We start from the raw sequence: 20,578 nt of genomic DNA, 5'->3' as shown, positions 1-20,578 counted from the left end.
ACCATGCGTAAGCATCCAATTGGTATTTATGAAAAAGCATTACCGAAGAACAGCAGTTGGTTAGAAAAATTAGTCATCGCAAAATCTGCGGGTTATGATTTTGTGGAAATGTCAGTAGATGAAACTGACGAACGTCTGGCTCGATTAGACTGGAGCACCGCAGAGCGTCTGGAAGTTGTGAAAGCGATACAAGAAACAGGTATTCGCATTCCAAGTATGTGTTTATCTGGTCACCGCCGCTTTCCTTTTGGTAGCCATGATGAAGCCACTCGTATGATGGCCTACTCCTTAATGGAAAAAGCCATTAAGCTCGCTCAAGACTTAGGCATTCGCACTATTCAGCTCGCAGGATATGACGTTTACTATGAAGAGCAAGATGCCGAGACGATTGCCAATTTCGAAAAAGGCATGCAGTGGGTCAGCGAAATCGCGGCTGCTTCTCAAGTGATGTGCGCAGTGGAAATCATGGATACGCCATTTATGAATTCCATTAGCAAATGGCAAACACTTTCCGATAAAATTCGCTCACCTTGGTTCAAGGTGTATCCTGATGTCGGTAACTTAACGGCATGGGGTAATGATGTCGAAAAAGAATTCACCCAAGGAATTGAACACGTCGCAGCCATTCACTTAAAAGATACATATGCGGTGACTGAAACCTGTAAAGGCCAATTTCGTGATGTCCCTTTCGGTGAAGGCTGCGTAGATTTTGTTAATTTATTCAAATTATTAAAACGTTTAAATTACCGCGGTTCCTTCCTGATTGAAATGTGGACAGAAAAAGCCGATGAGCCACTGATTGAAATTATCAAAGCCCGTCATTGGATGGAAGACAAAATGCAACAAGCTGGCTGGTATAACGCCTAAAGGAGCCGATAATGAATGCATTTTTTATGGGTGTTGACCTTGGTGGTACCGTCATCAAAGCGGGTATCTATACCGCAGAAGGCCAAGAAATTACGGTTGCTGAGCACTCTTTTCCCACTGAAAGTCCACAGGCGGGTTTTAGTGAACGCAACATGGAAATGTTATGGGAAGCGACTTGCAGCGTGATCCGCAAAGCGATTCAAAATAGCCAGCTCAGTGCCGCCCAAATTTCCGGTGTCAGTTTCTCTTCCCACGGTAAAGGGCTTTATTTGCTCAATAGCCAAGGAAAGCCAGTTAGAAATGGAATTGTGTCATCTGATTCACGCGCTCAATCCATTGTTGATGAATGGCACCAAAACGGTACTGCGGATAAAGCTTACCCATTGAGTTTGCAGCAATTATGGGCTTCTCATCCCGTGGCACTACTGCGTTGGCTAAAACAACACGAGCCTGATAATTATCGCGATACTCAGCATGTTTTGATGGTTCATGACTATATTCGCTATCGCTTAACCGACCAAATTGCCTGCGAAGAAACCAATATTTCTGGCAGCCAATTATTTAACCAAATCCAGTCGAGTTATGACCCTAAACTATGCCAACTGTTTGGTATTGATGAGGCAAATGACAAACTAGCTCCCGTGATTAACTCGGCCCAATTAGCGGGTACCGTAACCCACAAAGCTGCCGCAGAATCTGGACTGGTGGAAGGAACTCCTGTATTTGGTGGCTTCTTTGATGTAGTCGGCGCAGCGTTGGCGTCTGGGGTGAGCCAAAAAGATAAACTCAGTGCGGTAGCAGGAACCTGGACTATTTCAACGCGTGTCTTTGATGAAATAGTGCCTTCTGATTACCCATACGTTTGGAGTAAATACTGCATTCCAGGTACCTATTTTGTCCATGAAGGCAGCCCGACCTCGGCCAGTAACCTCGCATGGTTTACTCGGCACTTCTTCAATCAGCGTTTGCAAGATTATGACGTACTGAATCACTGCGTGGCTGAAGGGGCAACACGGCAAAATGATATTCTGTTTTTCCCTTGGCTGTACGGTTCTAACTACCACAGTAATTTGCACGGTGGCCTACTCGGTTTGAGCTCACACCATACAGATGCTGATATTGTTTATGCTATCTATCAAGGGATTGTATTCTCACATTTGTTGCATCAAGACCGTATTGTTGGCCTTGATAATACAACCGAATCTATTCGTTTCACGGGTGGCCCAACACAATCACCACTGTGGATGCAAATGTTCTGTGATGCCAGTAACTTGCCGTTAGATGTCGTCAACGTGCAGCAATCAGGTTGCCAAGCCGCTGCACTTTGTGCCGCAGTCGGAACAGGTTATTATTCAGGTTTTGATGTCGCTATTGCGGCAAGTACCCCAAAAATCACCACTTATCAACCGAATGCGATTAGCCATCAACAGCTACGTGACAAATTTGCTCGTTTTAAAGCAGTTGCCGATGCATTGAGCCAATAACTTATTGAATAATAATAATAAAGGCAGAACTTATAACTCAGTTCTGCCTTACTTTTTCTAGACTAATAAATTATCGTTCTTGATTGCAGTAAGAAATGAATTAGCGCCCTTTCTTTTAGCCCGTTAAAGCCCAAAACGTCCCCTGAGCAAAACTATCAAAAATGATGCTTTGACAAAATCACATACTCTGTGAAAAACCTATCAGAACTTTTTATTACACCCATTACATCAAAAGTTGTGACAGTGATCGTTAATTAAACATTTATCGCCATTTGGTTAGTGATATAGCTCTGATTTTGCTCTTTCATCACTAGAAAGCATAATGGAACCGGTTCCATAATAAGTCATTCGCAATGACAAATGGGCTAAATACCCTTTAATCAGACAGAGGAAAGTCATGAGCAAAGACATTATCATTGTTACTGCCGCCTACGGTGCACAAACCGTAAAACAATTAGGGGGCCAACAAGCTTTATTCGATATTATTCAAAGCAGCCACGCGGATGGTGCTGAGATCCGTCAAGAACTATTGCTACCAAGCGATAATTTTTTTGATATTGCCAAAGGACTGCAATCAAGACAGCTCACTGCGGTTTATTCCGTGCCAGACACGCTATTCCAACAGCATACCTCTATCGCAATCACTAAACTGCAAGGCTATTTTGAAGATGCCAAACAACTTAATGCTCGCTTTTTAAAACTATCACTCGGTGAATTACCAGAAAATTATGATTTATCCGAAGTCATTAACCTTCTCAATCAATACACCACACAGTTAGTGATCGAGAATGACCAAACCGAGGTTGGCGGTCACATTGCGCCTCTTGAACGTTTTTTTGCTGATGTAAAACACCAAAATCTACCTATAAAAATGGCATTTGATATGGCGAATTGGTATTGGCATCAAGAAGATCCGTTAAAAGCCGCACATATTTTTGCCCCCCAAGTCGCTTACATTCACGTTAAAGCCTGCCAATTACGTGGCAATAAATGCGTTGCAGTAGCACTTGATGACAGCGATGGCACATGGAAAGAAGTGCTAAACGCGCTCCCGAATGACGTTCCTTGTGGTATCGAGTTTCCACTCGAAGACCACGATTTACGCGCAGTCACTGAATACTATGTTTCTCTGTTGAAGGAGATTTAACATCATGAGAAATCAATTAGATGTCATCACTCTTGGTGAAGCCATGATGATGTTTGTGGCAACACAAACAGGGGAATTGCACGAAGTTGAAAGTTTCGTCCGTCGCGCAGCCGGTGCTGAGCTGAATGTCGCCATCGGCCTGTCTCGCCTAGGGTTAAGAAGTGGCTGGATAAGCCGACTTGGCGATGACTCCTTCGGGCGTTTTATTCAAGCCACTTTGGATAAAGAACAACTAGATACTCAATGCGTTACAGTGGACTCTCGTTACCCAACGGGCTTCCAACTTAAATCTAAAGCCGAAAATGGAACCGATCCCATCGTGGAGTATTTCCGTAAAGGATCAGCAGCCAGCCATTTAGATCTCACTGACTTTAATGAAGCGTATTTTCTGTCTGCCCGTCATTTACATTTAAGTGGCGTGGCAGCCGCACTTTCGCCCACCAGCTATCAACTTTCACTGTATGCAGCAAAATGGATGCGAAATGTAGGTAAAACACTGTCATTTGACCCCAATTTGCGCCCATCCCTATGGAAAAGTGAACAGGAAATGGTCGAACAGCTCAACCAACTCGCGTTCCAAGCTAATTGGGTCTTACCCGGCTTAAAAGAAGGCAAAATCCTGACGGGCTTCGACCAACCCGAGTCTATTGCTGATTTTTATCTCGCTCAAGGTGTCGAAGTGGTTGTGATTAAAACCGGGGAACACGGAGCATATTATAAAACGGCAAATAACCAACAGGGCATAGCACCTGCCGTTCATGTGAAACACGTCATTGATACCGTCGGAGCTGGTGATGGTTTCGCCGTTGGCGTTATTAGCGCCTTACTTGAAGGTTTGACATTACCACAAGCTGTTGCAAGAGGTAATTTTGTTGGAGCAAGAGCCATTCAAGTTATTGGCGACAGTGAAGGTTTACCAACTCAGGCACAACTGCAGCATGAAATGGCATTACTGTCTGCAGCCACCACTAAAGCGGTATGTTAAAAGGAAATCGATTATGACAATGAATACTCCAGCAGCGTCACGTTGGTGGCGCATCATGCCAATCGTGTTTATCACCTATAGCCTTGCCTACTTAGACAGAGCCAACTACAGTTTTGCCGCTGCCGCAGGGATCAACGCGGACTTAGGGATTACCAAAGGGATGTCGTCCCTACTCGGCTCATTATTTTTCCTTGGCTATTTCTTTTTCCAAATACCGGGGGCTATTTATGCAGAAAAGCGCAGTGTCCGTAAACTCATTTTTGCTTGTATCTTCCTATGGGGCTTATTCGCTAGTTTAACTGGCATGGTGAGCAATATCCCAATGCTAGTGATTATTCGCTTTAGCCTAGGGGTCGTCGAAGCCGCGGTCATGCCTGCGATGCTTATCTATATCAGTAACTGGTTTACCCAATCAGAGCGCTCTCGCGCCAATACTTTTTTAATTCTAGGCAACCCCGTTACGGTACTGTGGATGTCCGTGCTATCTGGTTATCTCATTCAAGCCTTCGGTTGGCGTGAAATGTTTATCATTGAAGGAGTGCCTGCGATTTTATGGGCCTTTTTCTGGTGGAGAACAGCACGAGATAAGCCAAACCAAGTCAATTGGTTAAGCCAATCAGAAAAAGAGACATTAGATAAGATCCTGAGTGACGAACAGAAAAACATCAAACCCGTTCGTAATTACCGTGAAGCCTTCAAGTCTCGTAATGTGATTTTACTCTGCGCTCAATATTTCTGTTGGAGCATTGGGGTGTATGGCTTTGTGCTGTGGTTGCCATCCATTATTCGTGGCGCATCCAACCTCGGGATGGTAGAAACAGGTTGGCTTTCCGCAGTCCCATACCTTGCAGCAACGATGGCTATGATCTTAGTTTCATGGGCATCTGACCGAATGCATAACCGCAAATTATTTGTCTGGCCAATGCTTTTGCTCGGTGCGGTGTGTTTCCTCGGTTCATACTTACTCGGTAGCACGAATTTCTGGTTCTCTTATACCTTATTAGTGATTGCAGGTGCTGCAATGTACGCCCCATACGGGCCCTTCTTCGCTATCATTCCTGAAATGTTGCCAAAGAACGTTGCTGGTGGTGCAATGGCATTAATCAATAGTATGGGCGCATTAGGTTCATTCTTTGGTTCATGGTTTGTGGGTTACTTAAATGGGGCGACAGGTAGCCCAAGTGCCTCGTATATGTTTATGGGGATCGCATTGTTAGCTTCGGTTTTCTTTACCCTGATTGTTAAACCAAACCAAGAGCAAAAGAGTGATGCCGTCATCACAGAGCATGCTTAAAAGGGACACCATGAAAAAGAATATTGTTTTATATAAATCCATTCCCGCAGATCAACTTGAGCGGCTACAGCAGCACTTTAATGTCACTGCATTTGATAGCATTACCCCTGAGAATCTCGCTTGCTTTAAACAAGCTTTGACGAGTGCTGACGGCATTATTGGTGCTAGTTACCCTATCACAGCAGATGACATTGCCAATGCACCAAATTTGAAAGCCGCGTCGACCATTTCGGTTGGTGTCGACCAATTTGATATTGACGCCATGAATGCCAGAAAGATTGCATTGATGCATACCCCCAATGTATTAACCGAAACCACCGCGGATACCATTTTTACATTAGTGCTTTGCAGTGCGCGCCGCATTATCGAAATGGCTGAGATGGTCAAAAACGGCCAATGGACCCAAAGTATTGGTGAAAATGCATACGGCAGCAATGTGCATGGTAAAACGATTGGTATACTCGGAATGGGGCGCATTGGCTATGCTGTCGCTAAACGTGCTCACTTAGGCTTCGGAATGCCAGTTCTCTATTACAATAACCATATCCACTCCGATGCAGAAACCCAACTTAAGGCACGTCGTTGTGACCTCGATTCATTACTCGCGGAATCTGATTTTGTCTGTGTCGTGCTGCCATTATTACCTTCAACCGAAAAATTGATCGGCAAAAATGAGTTGGAAAAAATGAAACCCAGTGCGTTTTTGATCAACGGTTCAAGAGGTCGAATTATTGATGAGGCCGCGCTGACCGATGCATTAGAAATGGGCATAATTCGTGGAGCGGGTTTAGATGTGTTTGAGGTGGAGCCGCTTCCAAGCAACTCTAAGCTACTCACGCTGCCAAATGTGGTTGCTCTGCCGCATATCGGTTCCGCCACCCATGAAACCCGTTATGCTATGGTCGAATGTGCCGTTGATAACCTAATAGCGGCTTTAAAGGGTGACCTAAGCCAAAACTGTGTTAACCCTGAAATAGCAAAATAACTCAGAACCTAAAGAACCCTAATTTGTTAGGGTTCTTTGCCTATTTACCCATCAATGCTCATGAGCGCGTCCCGGGCGAGCAACACTGCTTCGTTCACACTCCGTCAGAAATTGGATAGAATTCAGTTTACTGGTCGATGGCGCTAAATAATATAACCCCACTGTTTTTTGAGTTGGTGAGTAAATTTCCAACATGCCATTGACATCAGAATAATAATCACCTTTATTTATCACGATGTTAAAGTCTTTTATTTTCTCAACACGTCGCTGCTCTGTACTTTTCACTAGCGGATAACTCATATACTCATAGCCAACAAAATCAACAATATTGACCTGACCATTATTGAAAAAGACTTGTACCTTACTTGCCCCTGTTGGAAAGGTAAATTTGCCGTTACGTTCTAATGTGATGTGATTATAACTTTGGTCTACTTGGCAGGTATACTCTTTGACCTGACTTCTGGTGCTACAACCCGCTAAAACAAGGCTAGCTAGCAATAATATCCCTATCTTTTTCATATGTTCCCTATGCTCTCAAAATGGTTACAATTTAGTCTACACATCAGTATACATGTAATAAATCTTAAGCTAAATTGGTAAATGGTAACTAAATTTTAAGAGCCACTAAAGACTACAATGTCGTTGATTTACGGATCAGTAGTTCCCCATTAAATAAGTATTGCACTGGGGGTTTATCTGGGTCTTCCAGTTTTTCTAGCAAGCACTCCACCGCCTTGTGCCCCATTTCCGCTGTCGGTTGAGATACCGAAGTCACCCCTTGCCCAGCTAATGCAGCCCATTCGAGGTTATCGAAACTTAAAAAACCAATATCTGTCCCCCAACGTAGCCCTTGCTTATTCATGACATATGCCAACTGCAAGGTCAGCACGCCATTGGCGGCGACAATCACTTTGCGCATACCACGATGTGCCGTACAAAAATCAGCAACGATGGCTTCTAATTTTGCCGGGTCAGGCAAGGTCACTTCATGAAATTCGCTTTGGATATGTTGATAGCTCTGCGATAACGCTTGAAAGGTCTGTAAGCGCTCTTGGCGTGCGCTGTTATACACAATGGGCTCAGTCACGAAGCAAATCGCTTCAAATCCTTGTTCAATCAGATGATTAAAGGCCATTTGTGCAGAAGCGGGGTTATCTAACCCAACCATATCACTGGGAAAGTTATCGATTTTTCTATCTAATAAGACAAAAGGAAGCGTGGTTTCTTTCAACACATCAATGAATTGCTCATTAACACCCGCTGAATTTATAATAAGCCCATCCACGCGGTAACCTTTTAGTAGCTGAATAAATTGGCATTCACGCTCAATGCTATTATTGGCATTGCAAACCACTGTCATAAAACCTTGTTTGATTGACTCGGCTTCCACCCCTTTTAGGACTTCAACAGAGAATGGGTTACCGATATCGGCAATAATCAAGCCAATCAAGCCTGTCCGCCCATGTTTCAAGCTACGTGCCATTTGGTTGGGGCGATAGTTTAATTCACGGATGGCACTTTCAATACGTTGACGCAAATTATCTGAAAGCAAATGGAATTCACCATTCAAATAACGTGAGATACTGGTTTTCCCTGCCTGAGCTTTGGCAGCGACATCTTTGATCGTGGCAACTTTTTGCGTTTTCGGGGCCATAGCTTGCGGTTTTTCCATTCTCTAAAAACATCACCAAGTGGTTATCTTACTCGAGTAAGCGTCATTTTACTTGTGATATTGCGTTAACTTGCTGTTTTAACCATTGAATAAAAATATCTGCCTTCGGATTACGTTTATCATTAAGCATCGCAAAATAGTGGCGTTGTTCGCACTTCAGCGAAATATCGCCAAATGGCATTACTAGCTCTTGCCGCTTAAGACGTTTTTCAACCAATTGTTTACGCCCCATGGCTACACCTGCATGGTTCATGGCGGCAACAATCGCTAGATCAGAATGATCAAAACATAAGTTTCGGCGATGAGGAAACAACGTTAATTGGTAATACTCACTCCACGCCTTCCATTCATCATAGTCAGAGTTACTGCTCCATGCTTGCCTATCATGCAATAAAGTACAATTTTTCAAATGGTGCATATTATTAAGTAAATCATGCTGTTCTGCATATTGTGGGCTACAAACTGGGACAATTGATTCTGACATTAAATCTTCACAATATAAGTTTGGCCGAGTGATATCATCATAATAAATAGCAACATCAATACCATAACCTCGAAAATTAACGTCATCGTTCCCTGTTAATAGATTCAATTGAATCGAGGGGTATTGATGAGCAAAATCCGCAATTTTGGGAATTAACCAGCACTGAGCGATGGATGGTCGCGAATATACCGTAAGTTCACCCGAGATTTCTTGGTTCTTGATATCAATGATTTCTTGGTTAATATCATCCAAATTTTTGCGTAGAGCCCAGTAAATCCGCTCACCATCAACCGTCAATTCAATGCGCCGATGAAAACGTTCAAATAATTTAAACCCCAACTCCCCTTCTAGGGTGTTAATTCGGTGGCTAACTGCACTAGGCGTTAACGCCAGTTCCTGTGCCGCCAATGCAAAAGAGCAGTGCCGTGCTGCCGCTTCAAAGGTATGTAGACGTGATAGCTGATAACTTGATAACCGTTTATTCCACTGAATAAATCCAGATTGCTCAAATTGATTGAAATGTGCTGACACAGCGCCTCCGATAAAAACAATGACACCCAATAATCTCTACAATACCCATTTTAAGATGAATTAGGGTGACTCAAATGCACTAATCTCCATTTTATATGACTAATATCACACCCTTGAGTTAATTTAGCTCATCTAAACCATATGTTTCATCGTTTGTCACCTTTGAATATTTATTATCCAATAGAAGAACAACAACAAGATGATCAGGGGTAGGATATGGACTCTACAATGTGGATGATTGGTACTTTAGTTATCAGTATTTTACTAATCATCGTTTCAATTATTAAATTTAAGTTTCATCCCTTTTTAGCACTTTTACTCGCCAGCTTCTTTGTCGGTATCTCCATGCAAATGAACCCATTAGAGATGGTCAGCGCCATCGAAAATGGCATTGGCGGTACGCTTGGTTTTTTAGCAGCCATTATTGGGTTGGGCACCATACTCGGCAAAATGATGGAAATTTCAGGTGCCGCTGAACGCATCGGGGTCACTTTACAAAAAAGCCGCTGGTTGACGCCTGACGTTACCATGGTGCTAATTGGGTTAATCTGCGGTATTACGCTGTTTGTTGAGGTTGGTGTGGTATTACTGATCCCACTCGCATTTTCCATTGCCAAAAGAACCAATACCTCGTTATTAAAACTGGCTATCCCATTATGTACCGCTCTGATGGCTGTCCATTGCATCGTACCGCCACACCCTGCTGCCCTATTTGTCACAAATGAATTGGGAGCTGACATTGGCACGGTGATTGTCGCAGGGTTAGCGGTAGGCTTAGTCGCCTCATTAGTTGGTGGACCACTGTTCCTCAAATTCTTAGGTGACCGCTTACCATTTAAAACTGTGCCGGAGGCCTTCTCTGACCTTGAAGTACGTGAAGAAAGAGACTTACCTTCTTTAGGTGCCACACTGTTCACGGTGTTACTGCCAATTGCTCTCATGTTAATCAAGACAGCCGCTGACTTGAACATGAGCAAAGACAGCCAGTTATTTACCTTATTACAGTTTATTGGTAACCCAATAACCGCTATGTTTATTGCTGCTTTTGTCGCTTATTACATGTTAGGTATTCGACGTAATATGGGTATGAGCGTATTACTCAGCAAAACCGAAGAGAGTTTTAGCTCAATTGCTAATATCTTATTGATTATCGGGGCAGGTGGGGCATTTAACGGCATCTTAAAAGGCAGTGGACTGAGCGACTCCTTAGCGATGGTGTTATCGGGCATTAATATGCACCCCATCTTGCTGGCCTGGCTAGTCGCCATTATTCTTCATGCCGCTGTCGGTTCTGCCACCGTTGCGATGATGGGCGCAACCGCGATTGTGGCTCCATTAATGCCAATGTACCCACACATTAGCCCAGAAATCATGACATTAGCCATTGGCTCCGGCGCAATTGGCTGCACTATCGTCACTGACTCGTTGTTCTGGTTAGTCAAACAGTACTGTAATGCCACTTTAGCCGAAACATTCCGTTTTTATAGTGTCGCCACGTTGATTGCGTCTTTCGTCGCGCTGGCAGGGACTTTTGCACTTTCATTTGTGATTTAAAAGAGAGTAATTATGACTCAGATAAATGTTGATAAGTTAATTGCTGACTACCCTTTAGTTCAGGACTTAATCGATTTAAAGCCAATTGCGTGGTTCAACCCAAATGTCACGACAACACAAGCGGGTTTGCCTTATGTTGGGCTAACCATTGAAGATGTGCAAGACGCAGAAGCGCGATTAAACCGCTTTGCGCCTTATTTGATGAAAGCCTTTCCTGAAACTCAAGCCACACAAGGGATCATAGAATCCGAAGTGGTCACGATCCCACAGATGCAAGCCGCTCTTGCAGCTCGCTACCAAACGCCAATTACCGGGAAAATATTACTTAAAAAAGATAGCCACCTGCCAATTTCAGGGTCAATCAAAGCTCGGGGCGGCATCTATGAAGTCCTCACCCATGCGGAAAAACTCGCCTTAGCAGCGGGTATTTTATCTACAGACGATAATTACGAAATTTTATTCTCTGAACAGTTTCGTCAATTCTTTAGTCAATACCGCATCGCGGTAGGCTCAACCGGCAACCTGGGCATGTCTATCGGTATTATGAGCGCTAAGCTTGGCTTTAGCGTCAGCGTGCATATGTCCGCAGATGCCAGACAGTGGAAAAAAGACAAATTGCGTTCACATGGCGTGAATGTGGTGGAATACGAGCAAGATTACAGCATTGCCGTCGAACAAGGCCGTAAAGAAGCCGAAAAAGACCCGAACTGCTTTTTTATTGATGATGAAAACTCTACTACCTTATTTTTAGGTTATGCCGTGGCAGGCTTGCGCTTGAAAAAGCAATTTGCAGACCAAGGTGTTACCGTGGATAACGACCACCCGCTGTTTGTCTATTTACCCTGCGGTGTCGGTGGTGGCCCCGGTGGTGTCGCTTTCGGGTTAAAACTCGCCTTTGGGGATGCCGTCCACTGCTTATTCGCTGAACCAACCCACTCACCTTGTATGCTGTTAGGAGTACATACTGGCCTGCATGATGGAGTCTCTGTTCAAGAAATTGGTATCGATAATATCACCGCCGCAGACGGCCTTGCGGTTGGCCGTGCATCAGGCTTTGTAGGACGCGCCATGGAGCGGTTAATTGATGGTTATTACACCATCGAAGATAGCGAAATGTATAACCTGTTAGGCTTACTCAACCAGACCGAGTCTATTAAATTAGAACCGTCGGCCTTGGCGGGTATGACTGGCTGCGTGCATGTCACGCAAAACACAGATTATTTGCAATCAAAATCACTCACACCAACGAAACTGGCTAACGCAACACATCTGGTATGGGCAACGGGTGGTGGTATGGTTCCTGCAGATGAAATGCAAAAATATTTATCACAAGCCAATCTAAGTTAACAATTAACATGTTCAAAGCCCTCCTCACGTTAAATGATATGAGGGCTTTTTACCATCAACCGCACATTATTCGCTTTATAATGATTGCCCCGGTAATGGCACTAAATCACTTTCAATATAGCGTCTTACTAACGTCGCAAGCGCGACTAATGAGTCAAGATGCGTTCTTTCCCAGCCGTGGGAACTGTCTAGAGCAAAACAGGCTAAAGCCGCACGAATATCCCACCCTGCATCAATCGCGGCGGCACTATCCGAACGATAATGTTTAAACGTATCGCGGACGTGAGGAATATCATACTGCTGACATAGCTGCAATAAATGCCGTGTAATGGCTAAATCAAACGGCCCGGTTCTGTCACGAAAAGCTAAAGTGAGTGCGTCATCCCGTGTAGTTTGGTCTGGGGCAGAAACAGAGTTATCAATCGCTAATAATTCTTGAACCTGCGGACCAAAACCGTGTGTTCCGCCAATACCGACCTCTTCTGAAATCGTGAACATCATCTGGCAAGGCACCGCTGGCACAATGCCATCATCCACCAGTGATTTTAATGCAGCTAACATCACCGCGCAGCCAGCTTTGTCATCTAAATGACGAGAAACAATAAAACCGTTGTCAATGAATTCGGGTTGCGCATCAACCGCAACAATATCACCGACATTTAAGCCATGGGATTGCAAATCAGCGAAGTTATAACAGGGGACATCAAGGCGAATTTCTAAATTATCCCAATCGGCTATTTGGGTATCAACTTCAGTATTAAAGCGATGCCCAGAGGCTTTTAATGGCAAAATCGTGCCGCGATATTGGTGATTGTCACTAAATACCGTCACCCTTGCACCTTCTGCAAAACGCGCTGCCCATGTACCTGTATTACGCAGAGCCAAACGCCCATTCGGTTTGAGTTGTGTCACCATCGCCCCTAACGTATCAAGGTGGGCGGCTAATGCACGTTTAGGCTCTTCAGAGCCAAGCGTGATATATAACACCCCACGGCGTGTGTATTTCGGTGTGAACCCCAACTCAGTCAACCATTGGTGAGTTTGCGCCACGGCTTGCTCCGTCATACCAACCGGGCTAGGCGTACATAACAATGTTTTTAATACAGAGGTCAGATATACTTTATCTATCATTATATTACCTATCTTCACTTAAAAAACGTTCTTGCAATGTGGCTTGCAGCGCTAACATGGCTTGTTCTGCGTAAGCCATATGAGCTTCCATCACCAATTGGACTTTTGCGGCATCTTTACGGCGTAATGCTTCGATTAATTGATATTGGTATTCAATGCCTTGGCGTCTATCGACAGGCTCAGGTTTTAAATAAATATCCTTACAAACCGCTAAATCTTTGAGTAAACGCTGTAAAAAATGGCAAATAAACACTAATAAAACGTTGTCGGAATAGCTGGCAACCACGGCATGAAAATCCAGTTCGGCCATCCGCTGTTGCCAGCGTTCGTTTTCATCTACGGGTTCATGGTCATAAATGGCGATGGTATCGTACAGCTTTTGAATACCCTCATTATCAATGTTGTCAATCGCACTAACGGCAACCACTGGTTCGAGTAATTTACGTAGCGTATAAATATCTTTGATTGATATATCCCGCGTAAACAAATAGTTCGATAACAAACTCATTGCTCGGGATTCAGTCATGGAATCAATAAACGCGCCACCACCCGGCCCGGTTTTCGTTTTAATTAATCCTTGAACTTCTAATGATTTCAGTGCTTCTCGCACCGTACTTTTGCTGGCGTTATAATGTTCAATCAGTTCTTTTTCTTGTGGCAAACGGTCACCGGGTATGAGGTTATTGGCCATGATAGTTTCTTTTATTGCATTGACGATTTCATCAGTCCGCTTAATACGTACTGGCTCTATTGTCGTCGGCTTATTGGTGCTCATATTAGGTTCTCAACTGGTTTAAATTATTTTCTAAACGACTGAATCAACACGAATACGTGGGGCACTCGCCAATAAATTTCGCGTATATTCATGCTCCGGCGCGGCAAATAAGCTGCGGGTATCTCGACATTCTAGCAAATCCCCTAAATAGAGTACGGCAACCCTATCTGCTATCGATTCCACTACCGCTAAATCGTGGCTAATAAATAAATACGACAACGAAAACTGTTGTTTAAGTTGTTCTAATAACAACAAGACTTGCGCTTGCACCGAAACATCCAACGCACTAACTGGCTCATCAAGGACTAATATCCGCGCATCTGCGGCTAAGGCTCTCGCAATCGCTAGCCGCTGTGCCTGTCCTCCCGAAAACTCATGGGGATAGCAAGCTAACGCGTCAATTGGCATATTGACGGCCTCAAGTAATTCCGCCAAGCGTTTCGCCCTTTGTGATGCATTCATGTGCTTTAAGTATTTCAAGGGAACCGTTAATGTTTCCCCAATCGTTTTACGTGGGTTCAAAGATGCGACAGGGTCTTGAAAAACATACTGAATAGCTTGCCCAAACGCACGAGCACCTTGCTGCAGCCACTCGGCTCGAGTCTGCCCTAATACGGTAATTTCCCCCGAGGTTTCACGCTCCAACCCAACTAAAATACGCGCTAAGGTGCTTTTTCCAGAACCACTCTCCCCTACAACAGCAAGTGTTTCGCCTTCATAGAGCGATAATGAAATGTTTTTTAGTGCATGAACTTGGCGCCCTCGGGGGTGAAATAGGCTCTTCGGCTGCCCGAAGGTTTTCACCAACTGATTAACCTCAATCACTTTTTTCATTAAGCCTCCTGCGTTGATGCTAAATCATTACCATTGGGCTGATGACCATAGAGTTGTTGAACCTGTTTTAAAAACCCACGCCCTTCCCCTAACTTCGGTACACTGGCGATCAGACGTTGTGTATAAGGATGCTGAGGCTGGCGTAATACCGTTTGCGTATCCCCCGTTTCGACTATCTCACCTTGCTGCATCACCGCAACACGGTCGCAAATTTGATTAATAACCGCGAAGTCATGGGTAATAAATAAGAGCGCAACACCGCGTTCACGGCGTAGTTGGTTGAGTAACTCTAAAATACGCGCCTGGACCGTGACGTCTAATGCGGTGGTCGGCTCGTCGGCAATAATCAACACCGGGTCATTGGCCAACGCCATCGCGATCCCTACCCGCTGGCGCTGCCCGCCCGAGAGCTCATGGGGATAGGCATCAAAACGTTCTTGCGCATCAGGGATCCCAACACTATCCAATAATTCGATAGCTTTATTTTTCGCCTCATAGAGTGACAAAGACTGGTGAGCAGTGATGGCTTCACGCAATTGCACACCAATGGTAAATTGCGGATGGAGTGTCGTCAGTGGGTCTTGGAAAATATAGGACACCTTCGCACCACGACGGCGCTGCATAACGGATAATGGCAATGACAACATTTCTTCATGTTCTACATAAATCCCCCCCGCGGTAATCAGCGCAGGAGGCGACGCTAGCAGCCCCATCACAGACAAAGCCGTAACACTCTTACCTGAGCCGCTCTCCCCAATTAACCCTAAGCACTCCCCCGCCCCAACGGTAAAACTAATCCCTTTTACAGTCGGACGTAATTGATTTCCTTGGCGAAAAGCGACAGACAACTCTTTGACTTCTAATACCGCTTGTTTATCCCCTGTTTTCGCAGGAATATTAACTCTATCAGTCTGTGTCATCGGTTGTGAGCGCTGTAGAGCCCCTGATTTTAACCGGGGATCAAGAATGTCACGCACGCCATCCCCTAACAGGTTAAAGCTAATCACAATAAGAAAGATCATAATACCGGGTACCAATGCCACATGAGGAGCGACAAACATTTGTGCGCGCCCTTGCCCTAACATTGAACCTAAATCTGCATTCGGTGGCTGAGTCCCTAGCCCTAAAAATGACAAGCCCGCCGTCTCTAAGATCATCCAACCGATGGTCGTTGACATGGTAACCACAATAATTGGCAAGACATTCGGTAACACTTCCGTTAATAGCACTTGTAGGTGGTTTTTACCTGACAGCCTTGCTGCTTGAATAAAATCCCTATCACGCAAACCCACCGTTAACCCACGAATATTTCTCGCAAAAAAGGGAATATTGACCAATGCGATAGCATATAACGCATTGAGTAACCCTGGCCCAAGGACTGCGACAATGGCTAATGCCAATAAAATGTATGGAAATGCCATAAGCATATCAATACAACGCATCAATAATGTATCGGTGCGATGGCCTACATAGCCAGCCACCAAGCCAATCAGGGTGCCGAATATTGCCGCAATGAGCGTTGCTGAGATACCGACCAATAGGGATACTCGGGTTCCCCACAGCAATCGAGACAAAATATCTCGCCCTAAGTGGTCTGTCCCTAATAAATGATCAGGTGAAAAAGCGGGAAGTAGCCGATTCACTAAATCGGTTTTATCTGGATCAGCAAGGGGGAGCCAAGGGGCTAAAAATGCCAAGAGCATAATGATAACTAAAATAAATAGCCCCAACGTTGCTAGACGGTTCGCCAATAATAACGAGCCGATCGATTGGCGATGACGATGCTGAATAACAGGGGTCACAGACTGGCTCATGATTTCAACCTCGGGTCTAACATGGCTTGCACAACATCCGCAAGCAAATTGATAAAGACATAGGACGCTGCCGCAATCAATACGCCCCCTTGGACTAAAAACAAGTCACGGGTTGCTACTGCCTTGACTAGCATGGCGCCTAGCCCCGGCCACTGAAAAACGGTTTCAATGTACACCGCACCACCAAAAACAAAACCCGCTTGGATACCAATGACAGGGATGACTGAAACCAGCGCCATACGAAATGCATGGCGGAAAATCACTCTGCGTTCGCTCAGCCCTTTAGCTCTGGCGGTACGAATGAAATCGAGCCTTAATACTTCTAACATTGCCGTACGTGTCAAACGCGCTATCACTCCTGTCGCAACCAATGAAAGCGTTACAGCAGGTAAAACAAGGTGATGTAATAAATCGCTCAGGCCACCGCCTTGCCAAACATCATACATTCCAGATGCCGGAAACCATTGTAATTGAACAGAAAAAAGCATAATCATCAGTAAGCCTATCCAAAAAGATGGCATTGATATACCCAATAAAACAGCGAGTGTAATAAACCGATCACTCCAACTGAACTGACGAATGGCAGAAAGGACCCCGGCCAGCAGCCCTAGAATTGAGCTGAGTAACAACGCACTTCCGCCCAAAATTAACGTGGCAGAAAATCGCTCTAAAACCTCATCAACAACTGGACGGTTAAGGACAAATGAGCGGCCAAAGTCACCCGAAATTAAATTATTCATCCAAATAAAATATTGCTGATATAACGGCTTATCGAGCCCAAGCTCAACTTTGACTCTCGCCACATTTTCAGGAGTCGCCCAAGGGCCAAGCAACGCTTGAGCTGGGTCTCCAGGGATCATTGCCATGATAAAAAAGACAATTAACGTCAAACCAATCAGTATGGGTATGGTCGCTAAAACGCGTTTCAAACAGTATAACCACATAGTTTTTCCCCATAAAATCAAATGATTAATTGAATAATCAATTCACATTAATCAATCTTTACGAACGTCTTTAAGTAATAAATTAAAATTAGGCTGCAATTTGAAATGCTTAACATGCTCATTCGCGACCGCATTTTGCTTCCAATTCGCGACAAACAGCCAAGGTGCATCTTGATGAACAATTTTTTGTACTTGCCGATATAGCTGGGCGCGCTCCTCGAGGTTATTGGTGACTCGAGCTTTGTCTAATAACCTATCAAGCTGCTTGTTACTGTAATAACCGGAATTAAACCCGCCTTTATCTGGCCAAGAGGCGCTATGTAAGGTTAAAAAGGGTAAAGTATCTGGGTCATTCGTCATCCATGCCATTTCAGCCATGTGTGCTTGTTTGAGGCCTGCATTGACCTTGGATAGGTAGGTATTCCACTCAAAAGTTTGGATTTCGACAGATAACCCAACCGCTTTCAGGTCAGCTTGAATGGCGGTTGCCATGGGGATCGGGTCTAGCATCCCTGAGCCCCCTTCCGTGACATAAAAAATAACTTTTTGCCCTTGAGCCCCTGCTTCTGCTATCAATTGGCGTGCTTTTTCAGGGTCATAAGGATAAGCCTTGGTTTCTGCATCAAATGCCCAATCAAATGCCGATGGGATGGGCCCTTGTGCTACCCCCGCAGAGTCCTGAAGAATATATTTCACAATATTGTCTTTATTTACCGCATAGTTAACGGCTTGCCTCACACGCACATCATCAAACGGTGGTTGAGACGCATTGAGCATGGCATACCAAACATGAGGCCCTACCGCTTCATAAACATCAAAGCGGTCGTCATTAACAAATAGCGGGACATTATCAGCGGGTACCTCAACCATGGCATCAATCCCCCCTGATAACATTTCTGCGACCCGAGTATTAGCGTCAGTAATAGGCCGAAAAACCACATGCTCTAAACTGGGTTTTCCATCCCAATAGTTTTCATTCGCGGATACAACCACCCTTTGGTTTGCGGTCCACTCATCAAATTTAAAAGGCCCTGTTCCACTGGGATGGCGGCTAAAGTCTTTGTCGTATTGTTTTACTGCTGTAGGTGAAACAATCAGCCCTGCCGGTGTCGCTAAGTTCGATAAAAACGGGGCAAACGGCTCTTTTAAGGTAAAAACGACGGTTCTGTCATCCGGGGTCGTTATCTTGTCTATCGCGGAGAAAAAAAACGATAATGGGAATGGCCCTGTATGGTAATACGGGTGCTGGTTATCCAACATTCGTTCAAATGTGAATTTGACTGCATCTGCGTTGAAGGGGCTACCATCATGAAACTTTATATTCTCACGTAAGTGGAAAGTATAGGTGAGGCCATCGTCACTAATAGACCATGACTGGGCTAAAGCAGGCTCAAGCGTTAATGTGCCATCGGCATTGCGAACTAACCCTTCATACAAGTTAACCAAAATTCGGGAATCATTCGCTGCTGTCGCCACTTGTGGGTCTAATGACTGCGGCTCAGCAACTTGCCCTAATAACAAGACATTAGGATGATTCACCGCCAATGTCGGTAGCGAAATAAAGCATAAAAGCCAAAGACTGGCTATCCATCTACATAAACGCATCTTCATTCGCGCCTCCCCGAGTGCTGACATTGCTATATGATTGTGAAGTGTGATTTGTGTCAATTTTGTTAATAATTTTATCTTTTTCTTTATTTATGATGATAAATTATATTTCAAGCAAGGATTTATAATGATAAATTTGATCAAGGTCTAATTTATGAGGTGTAAAATGACATTTTCAATTGTGGCACGCTGCCCAGTGACAGGAAAAATAGGCGCAGCAACGGCAACAGGTGGCCCTGCTGTTGGTGCATTAGTCTTACATGGTGAAAGCCAAACGGGTGCAATCGCTACTCAAGCAATGACAAACCCTATTGCAGGACTAACAGGTATTGAATATTTGCAACAAGGTCATAATGCGAATAAAAGCTTAGATTACCTAGTGATACAAGATATTGGCTGCGAACAACGGCAATTGATTATTCTTGATAACCACGGTGGTACAGCCGATTGGACGGGACAAGATTGCTTACCTTGGTGTGGAAGTTTATCGGAGCCCAACTTCGCCATTGCTGGAAATATGTTAGCTGGTGAGCAGGTTCTGGATGCCATACATCAAAGCTATTATAAAAACGCCCATCAAGATCTGGCTGATAGGCTACTGATTGCCATGCAAGCAGGTGCAGATGAAGGCGGTGACTACCGGGGGATCCGTTCCGCTGCATTAAAAATATGGAATAACCGACAATATGCAGATATCGATATTCGCTGTGACTGGTCTGAAGCACCGTTATCCGCGCTTGTCACCATTCTTCAACAAGTCCGATCCGAGGATTATGCTAATTTTTTCGCACAAATTCCCACAGGGAATGAATATATCACTAACAATTGAACCTATCATGGTGCATATCGACTAATAAAGTAAAATAACTGAATGATATGTACCTAAAATAAAAAATAGCCATCCGCTAAATGACAATTAACCACATGAATCACTCTGTATTTTTTCTTATTACAACCAATTTAGCTTTTTATTCAATTTCCAATTCATTACTTAATCTTAATTATCTATTCTTGTTATACATTCTCTTAACTTTTATCTCTGATAGTCATCAAAAAATAAATGGTTATTTTTACAACATTAAAGATAATAGAAAATACCTATCTCTTTGAGTCTGTCTAATT

General features: G+C 44.2%; 18 protein-coding genes. 9 read left to right on the top strand and 9 right to left on the bottom strand.

Going from position 1 to position 20,578, the window contains the following annotated elements; translation table 11 throughout:
• Window positions 1-3 precede the first annotated feature (3 nt).
• The 6 genes from G6Q48_RS01495 to G6Q48_RS01470 all read left to right on the top strand — a co-directional run bounded on the left by G6Q48_RS01495 (window position 4) and on the right by G6Q48_RS01470 (window position 6,762).
• Window positions 4-867: an L-ribulose-5-phosphate 3-epimerase gene (locus G6Q48_RS01495; protein WP_166264200.1), complete on the top strand. Its 864-nt coding sequence runs from the start codon at window positions 4-6 to the stop codon at window positions 865-867.
• A gap of 11 nt (window positions 868-878) precedes the next feature.
• Window positions 879-2,351 (top strand): FGGY-family carbohydrate kinase, encoded by a 1,473-nt coding sequence (locus G6Q48_RS01490; RefSeq protein ID WP_102138069.1) that lies wholly within the window; start codon window positions 879-881, stop codon window positions 2,349-2,351.
• Between the two features lie 397 nt (window positions 2,352-2,748).
• Window positions 2,749-3,498: a sugar phosphate isomerase/epimerase family protein gene (locus tag G6Q48_RS01485; RefSeq protein ID WP_102138070.1), complete on the top strand. Its 750-nt coding sequence runs from the start codon at window positions 2,749-2,751 to the stop codon at window positions 3,496-3,498.
• Window positions 3,499-3,502: 4 nt separating this feature from the next.
• A complete protein-coding gene (locus G6Q48_RS01480) occupies window positions 3,503-4,483 on the top strand; it encodes a sugar kinase (RefSeq protein WP_166264198.1) in 981 nt (326 codons plus the stop codon).
• 13 nt (window positions 4,484-4,496) lie between these two features.
• The gene (locus G6Q48_RS01475; RefSeq protein WP_102138072.1) at window positions 4,497-5,777 is read left to right on the top strand and encodes an MFS transporter; all 1,281 of its coding nucleotides are present in this window, start codon (window positions 4,497-4,499) and stop codon (window positions 5,775-5,777) included.
• A gap of 10 nt (window positions 5,778-5,787) precedes the next feature.
• Window positions 5,788-6,762, top strand: coding sequence for an NAD(P)-dependent oxidoreductase (locus G6Q48_RS01470; protein WP_166264196.1), 975 nt, complete (start codon window positions 5,788-5,790; stop codon window positions 6,760-6,762).
• Between the two features lie 51 nt (window positions 6,763-6,813).
• On the opposite strand, the gene G6Q48_RS01465 is transcribed toward G6Q48_RS01470, so the two are convergent.
• From G6Q48_RS01465 to dsdC, 3 genes are all read right to left on the bottom strand, one after another.
• Window positions 6,814-7,281 (bottom strand): hypothetical protein, encoded by a 468-nt coding sequence (locus G6Q48_RS01465; protein WP_102138074.1) that lies wholly within the window; start codon window positions 7,279-7,281, stop codon window positions 6,814-6,816.
• A gap of 112 nt (window positions 7,282-7,393) precedes the next feature.
• A complete protein-coding gene (locus G6Q48_RS01460) occupies window positions 7,394-8,434 on the bottom strand; it encodes a LacI family DNA-binding transcriptional regulator (protein ID WP_207393003.1) in 1,041 nt (346 codons plus the stop codon).
• A 43-nt stretch (window positions 8,435-8,477) separates the two neighbouring features.
• Entirely contained in the window at window positions 8,478-9,449 is a 972-nt protein-coding gene (gene dsdC / locus G6Q48_RS01455) for a DNA-binding transcriptional regulator DsdC (protein WP_166264194.1), read from the bottom strand.
• A 216-nt stretch (window positions 9,450-9,665) separates the two neighbouring features.
• Between dsdC and dsdX the strand changes: the two genes are divergently transcribed.
• Entirely contained in the window at window positions 9,666-11,003 is a 1,338-nt protein-coding gene (gene dsdX, locus G6Q48_RS01450; protein ID WP_166264192.1) for a D-serine transporter DsdX, read from the top strand.
• 12 nt (window positions 11,004-11,015) lie between these two features.
• A complete protein-coding gene (locus tag G6Q48_RS01445; RefSeq protein WP_166264190.1) occupies window positions 11,016-12,350 on the top strand; it encodes a D-serine ammonia-lyase in 1,335 nt (444 codons plus the stop codon).
• A gap of 75 nt (window positions 12,351-12,425) precedes the next feature.
• On the opposite strand, the gene G6Q48_RS01440 is transcribed toward G6Q48_RS01445, so the two are convergent.
• The 6 genes from G6Q48_RS01440 to G6Q48_RS01415 are packed head-to-tail and all read right to left on the bottom strand — an operon-like array spanning window position 12,426 to window position 19,459.
• A complete protein-coding gene (locus G6Q48_RS01440; protein ID WP_166264188.1) occupies window positions 12,426-13,481 on the bottom strand; it encodes an osmoprotectant NAGGN system M42 family peptidase in 1,056 nt (351 codons plus the stop codon).
• Window positions 13,482-13,485: 4 nt separating this feature from the next.
• A complete protein-coding gene (locus tag G6Q48_RS01435; RefSeq protein WP_166264186.1) occupies window positions 13,486-14,256 on the bottom strand; it encodes a FadR/GntR family transcriptional regulator in 771 nt (256 codons plus the stop codon).
• Between the two features lie 30 nt (window positions 14,257-14,286).
• Window positions 14,287-15,090, bottom strand: a complete 804-nt coding sequence (locus G6Q48_RS01430; protein WP_166264184.1) for an ABC transporter ATP-binding protein — start codon at window positions 15,088-15,090, stop codon at window positions 14,287-14,289.
• Window positions 15,090-16,904: a dipeptide/oligopeptide/nickel ABC transporter permease/ATP-binding protein gene (locus tag G6Q48_RS01425; protein WP_102138084.1), complete on the bottom strand. Its 1,815-nt coding sequence runs from the start codon at window positions 16,902-16,904 to the stop codon at window positions 15,090-15,092. The genes G6Q48_RS01430 and G6Q48_RS01425 overlap by 1 nt, the downstream gene beginning before the upstream one ends.
• The gene (locus G6Q48_RS01420) at window positions 16,901-17,848 is read right to left on the bottom strand and encodes an ABC transporter permease (RefSeq protein ID WP_166264182.1); all 948 of its coding nucleotides are present in this window, start codon (window positions 17,846-17,848) and stop codon (window positions 16,901-16,903) included. The genes G6Q48_RS01425 and G6Q48_RS01420 overlap by 4 nt, the downstream gene beginning before the upstream one ends.
• Before the next feature lie 51 nt (window positions 17,849-17,899).
• The gene (locus tag G6Q48_RS01415) at window positions 17,900-19,459 is read right to left on the bottom strand and encodes an ABC transporter substrate-binding protein (protein ID WP_166264180.1); all 1,560 of its coding nucleotides are present in this window, start codon (window positions 19,457-19,459) and stop codon (window positions 17,900-17,902) included.
• A 163-nt stretch (window positions 19,460-19,622) separates the two neighbouring features.
• Here G6Q48_RS01415 and G6Q48_RS01410 point away from each other — a divergent pair, with 163 nt between their 5' ends.
• Window positions 19,623-20,285 (top strand): DUF1028 domain-containing protein, encoded by a 663-nt coding sequence (locus tag G6Q48_RS01410; protein WP_166264178.1) that lies wholly within the window; start codon window positions 19,623-19,625, stop codon window positions 20,283-20,285.
• Window positions 20,286-20,578 lie beyond the last annotated feature (293 nt).

Origin of the sequence: Providencia sp. M-27 (genome assembly GCF_011077905.1) — a bacterium.
Lineage (GTDB): Bacteria > Pseudomonadota > Gammaproteobacteria > Enterobacterales > Enterobacteriaceae > Providencia > Providencia huaxiensis.
Note: the sequence above shows the minus strand (reverse complement) of the source record. Positions and strands in the feature narration are given on the sequence as shown.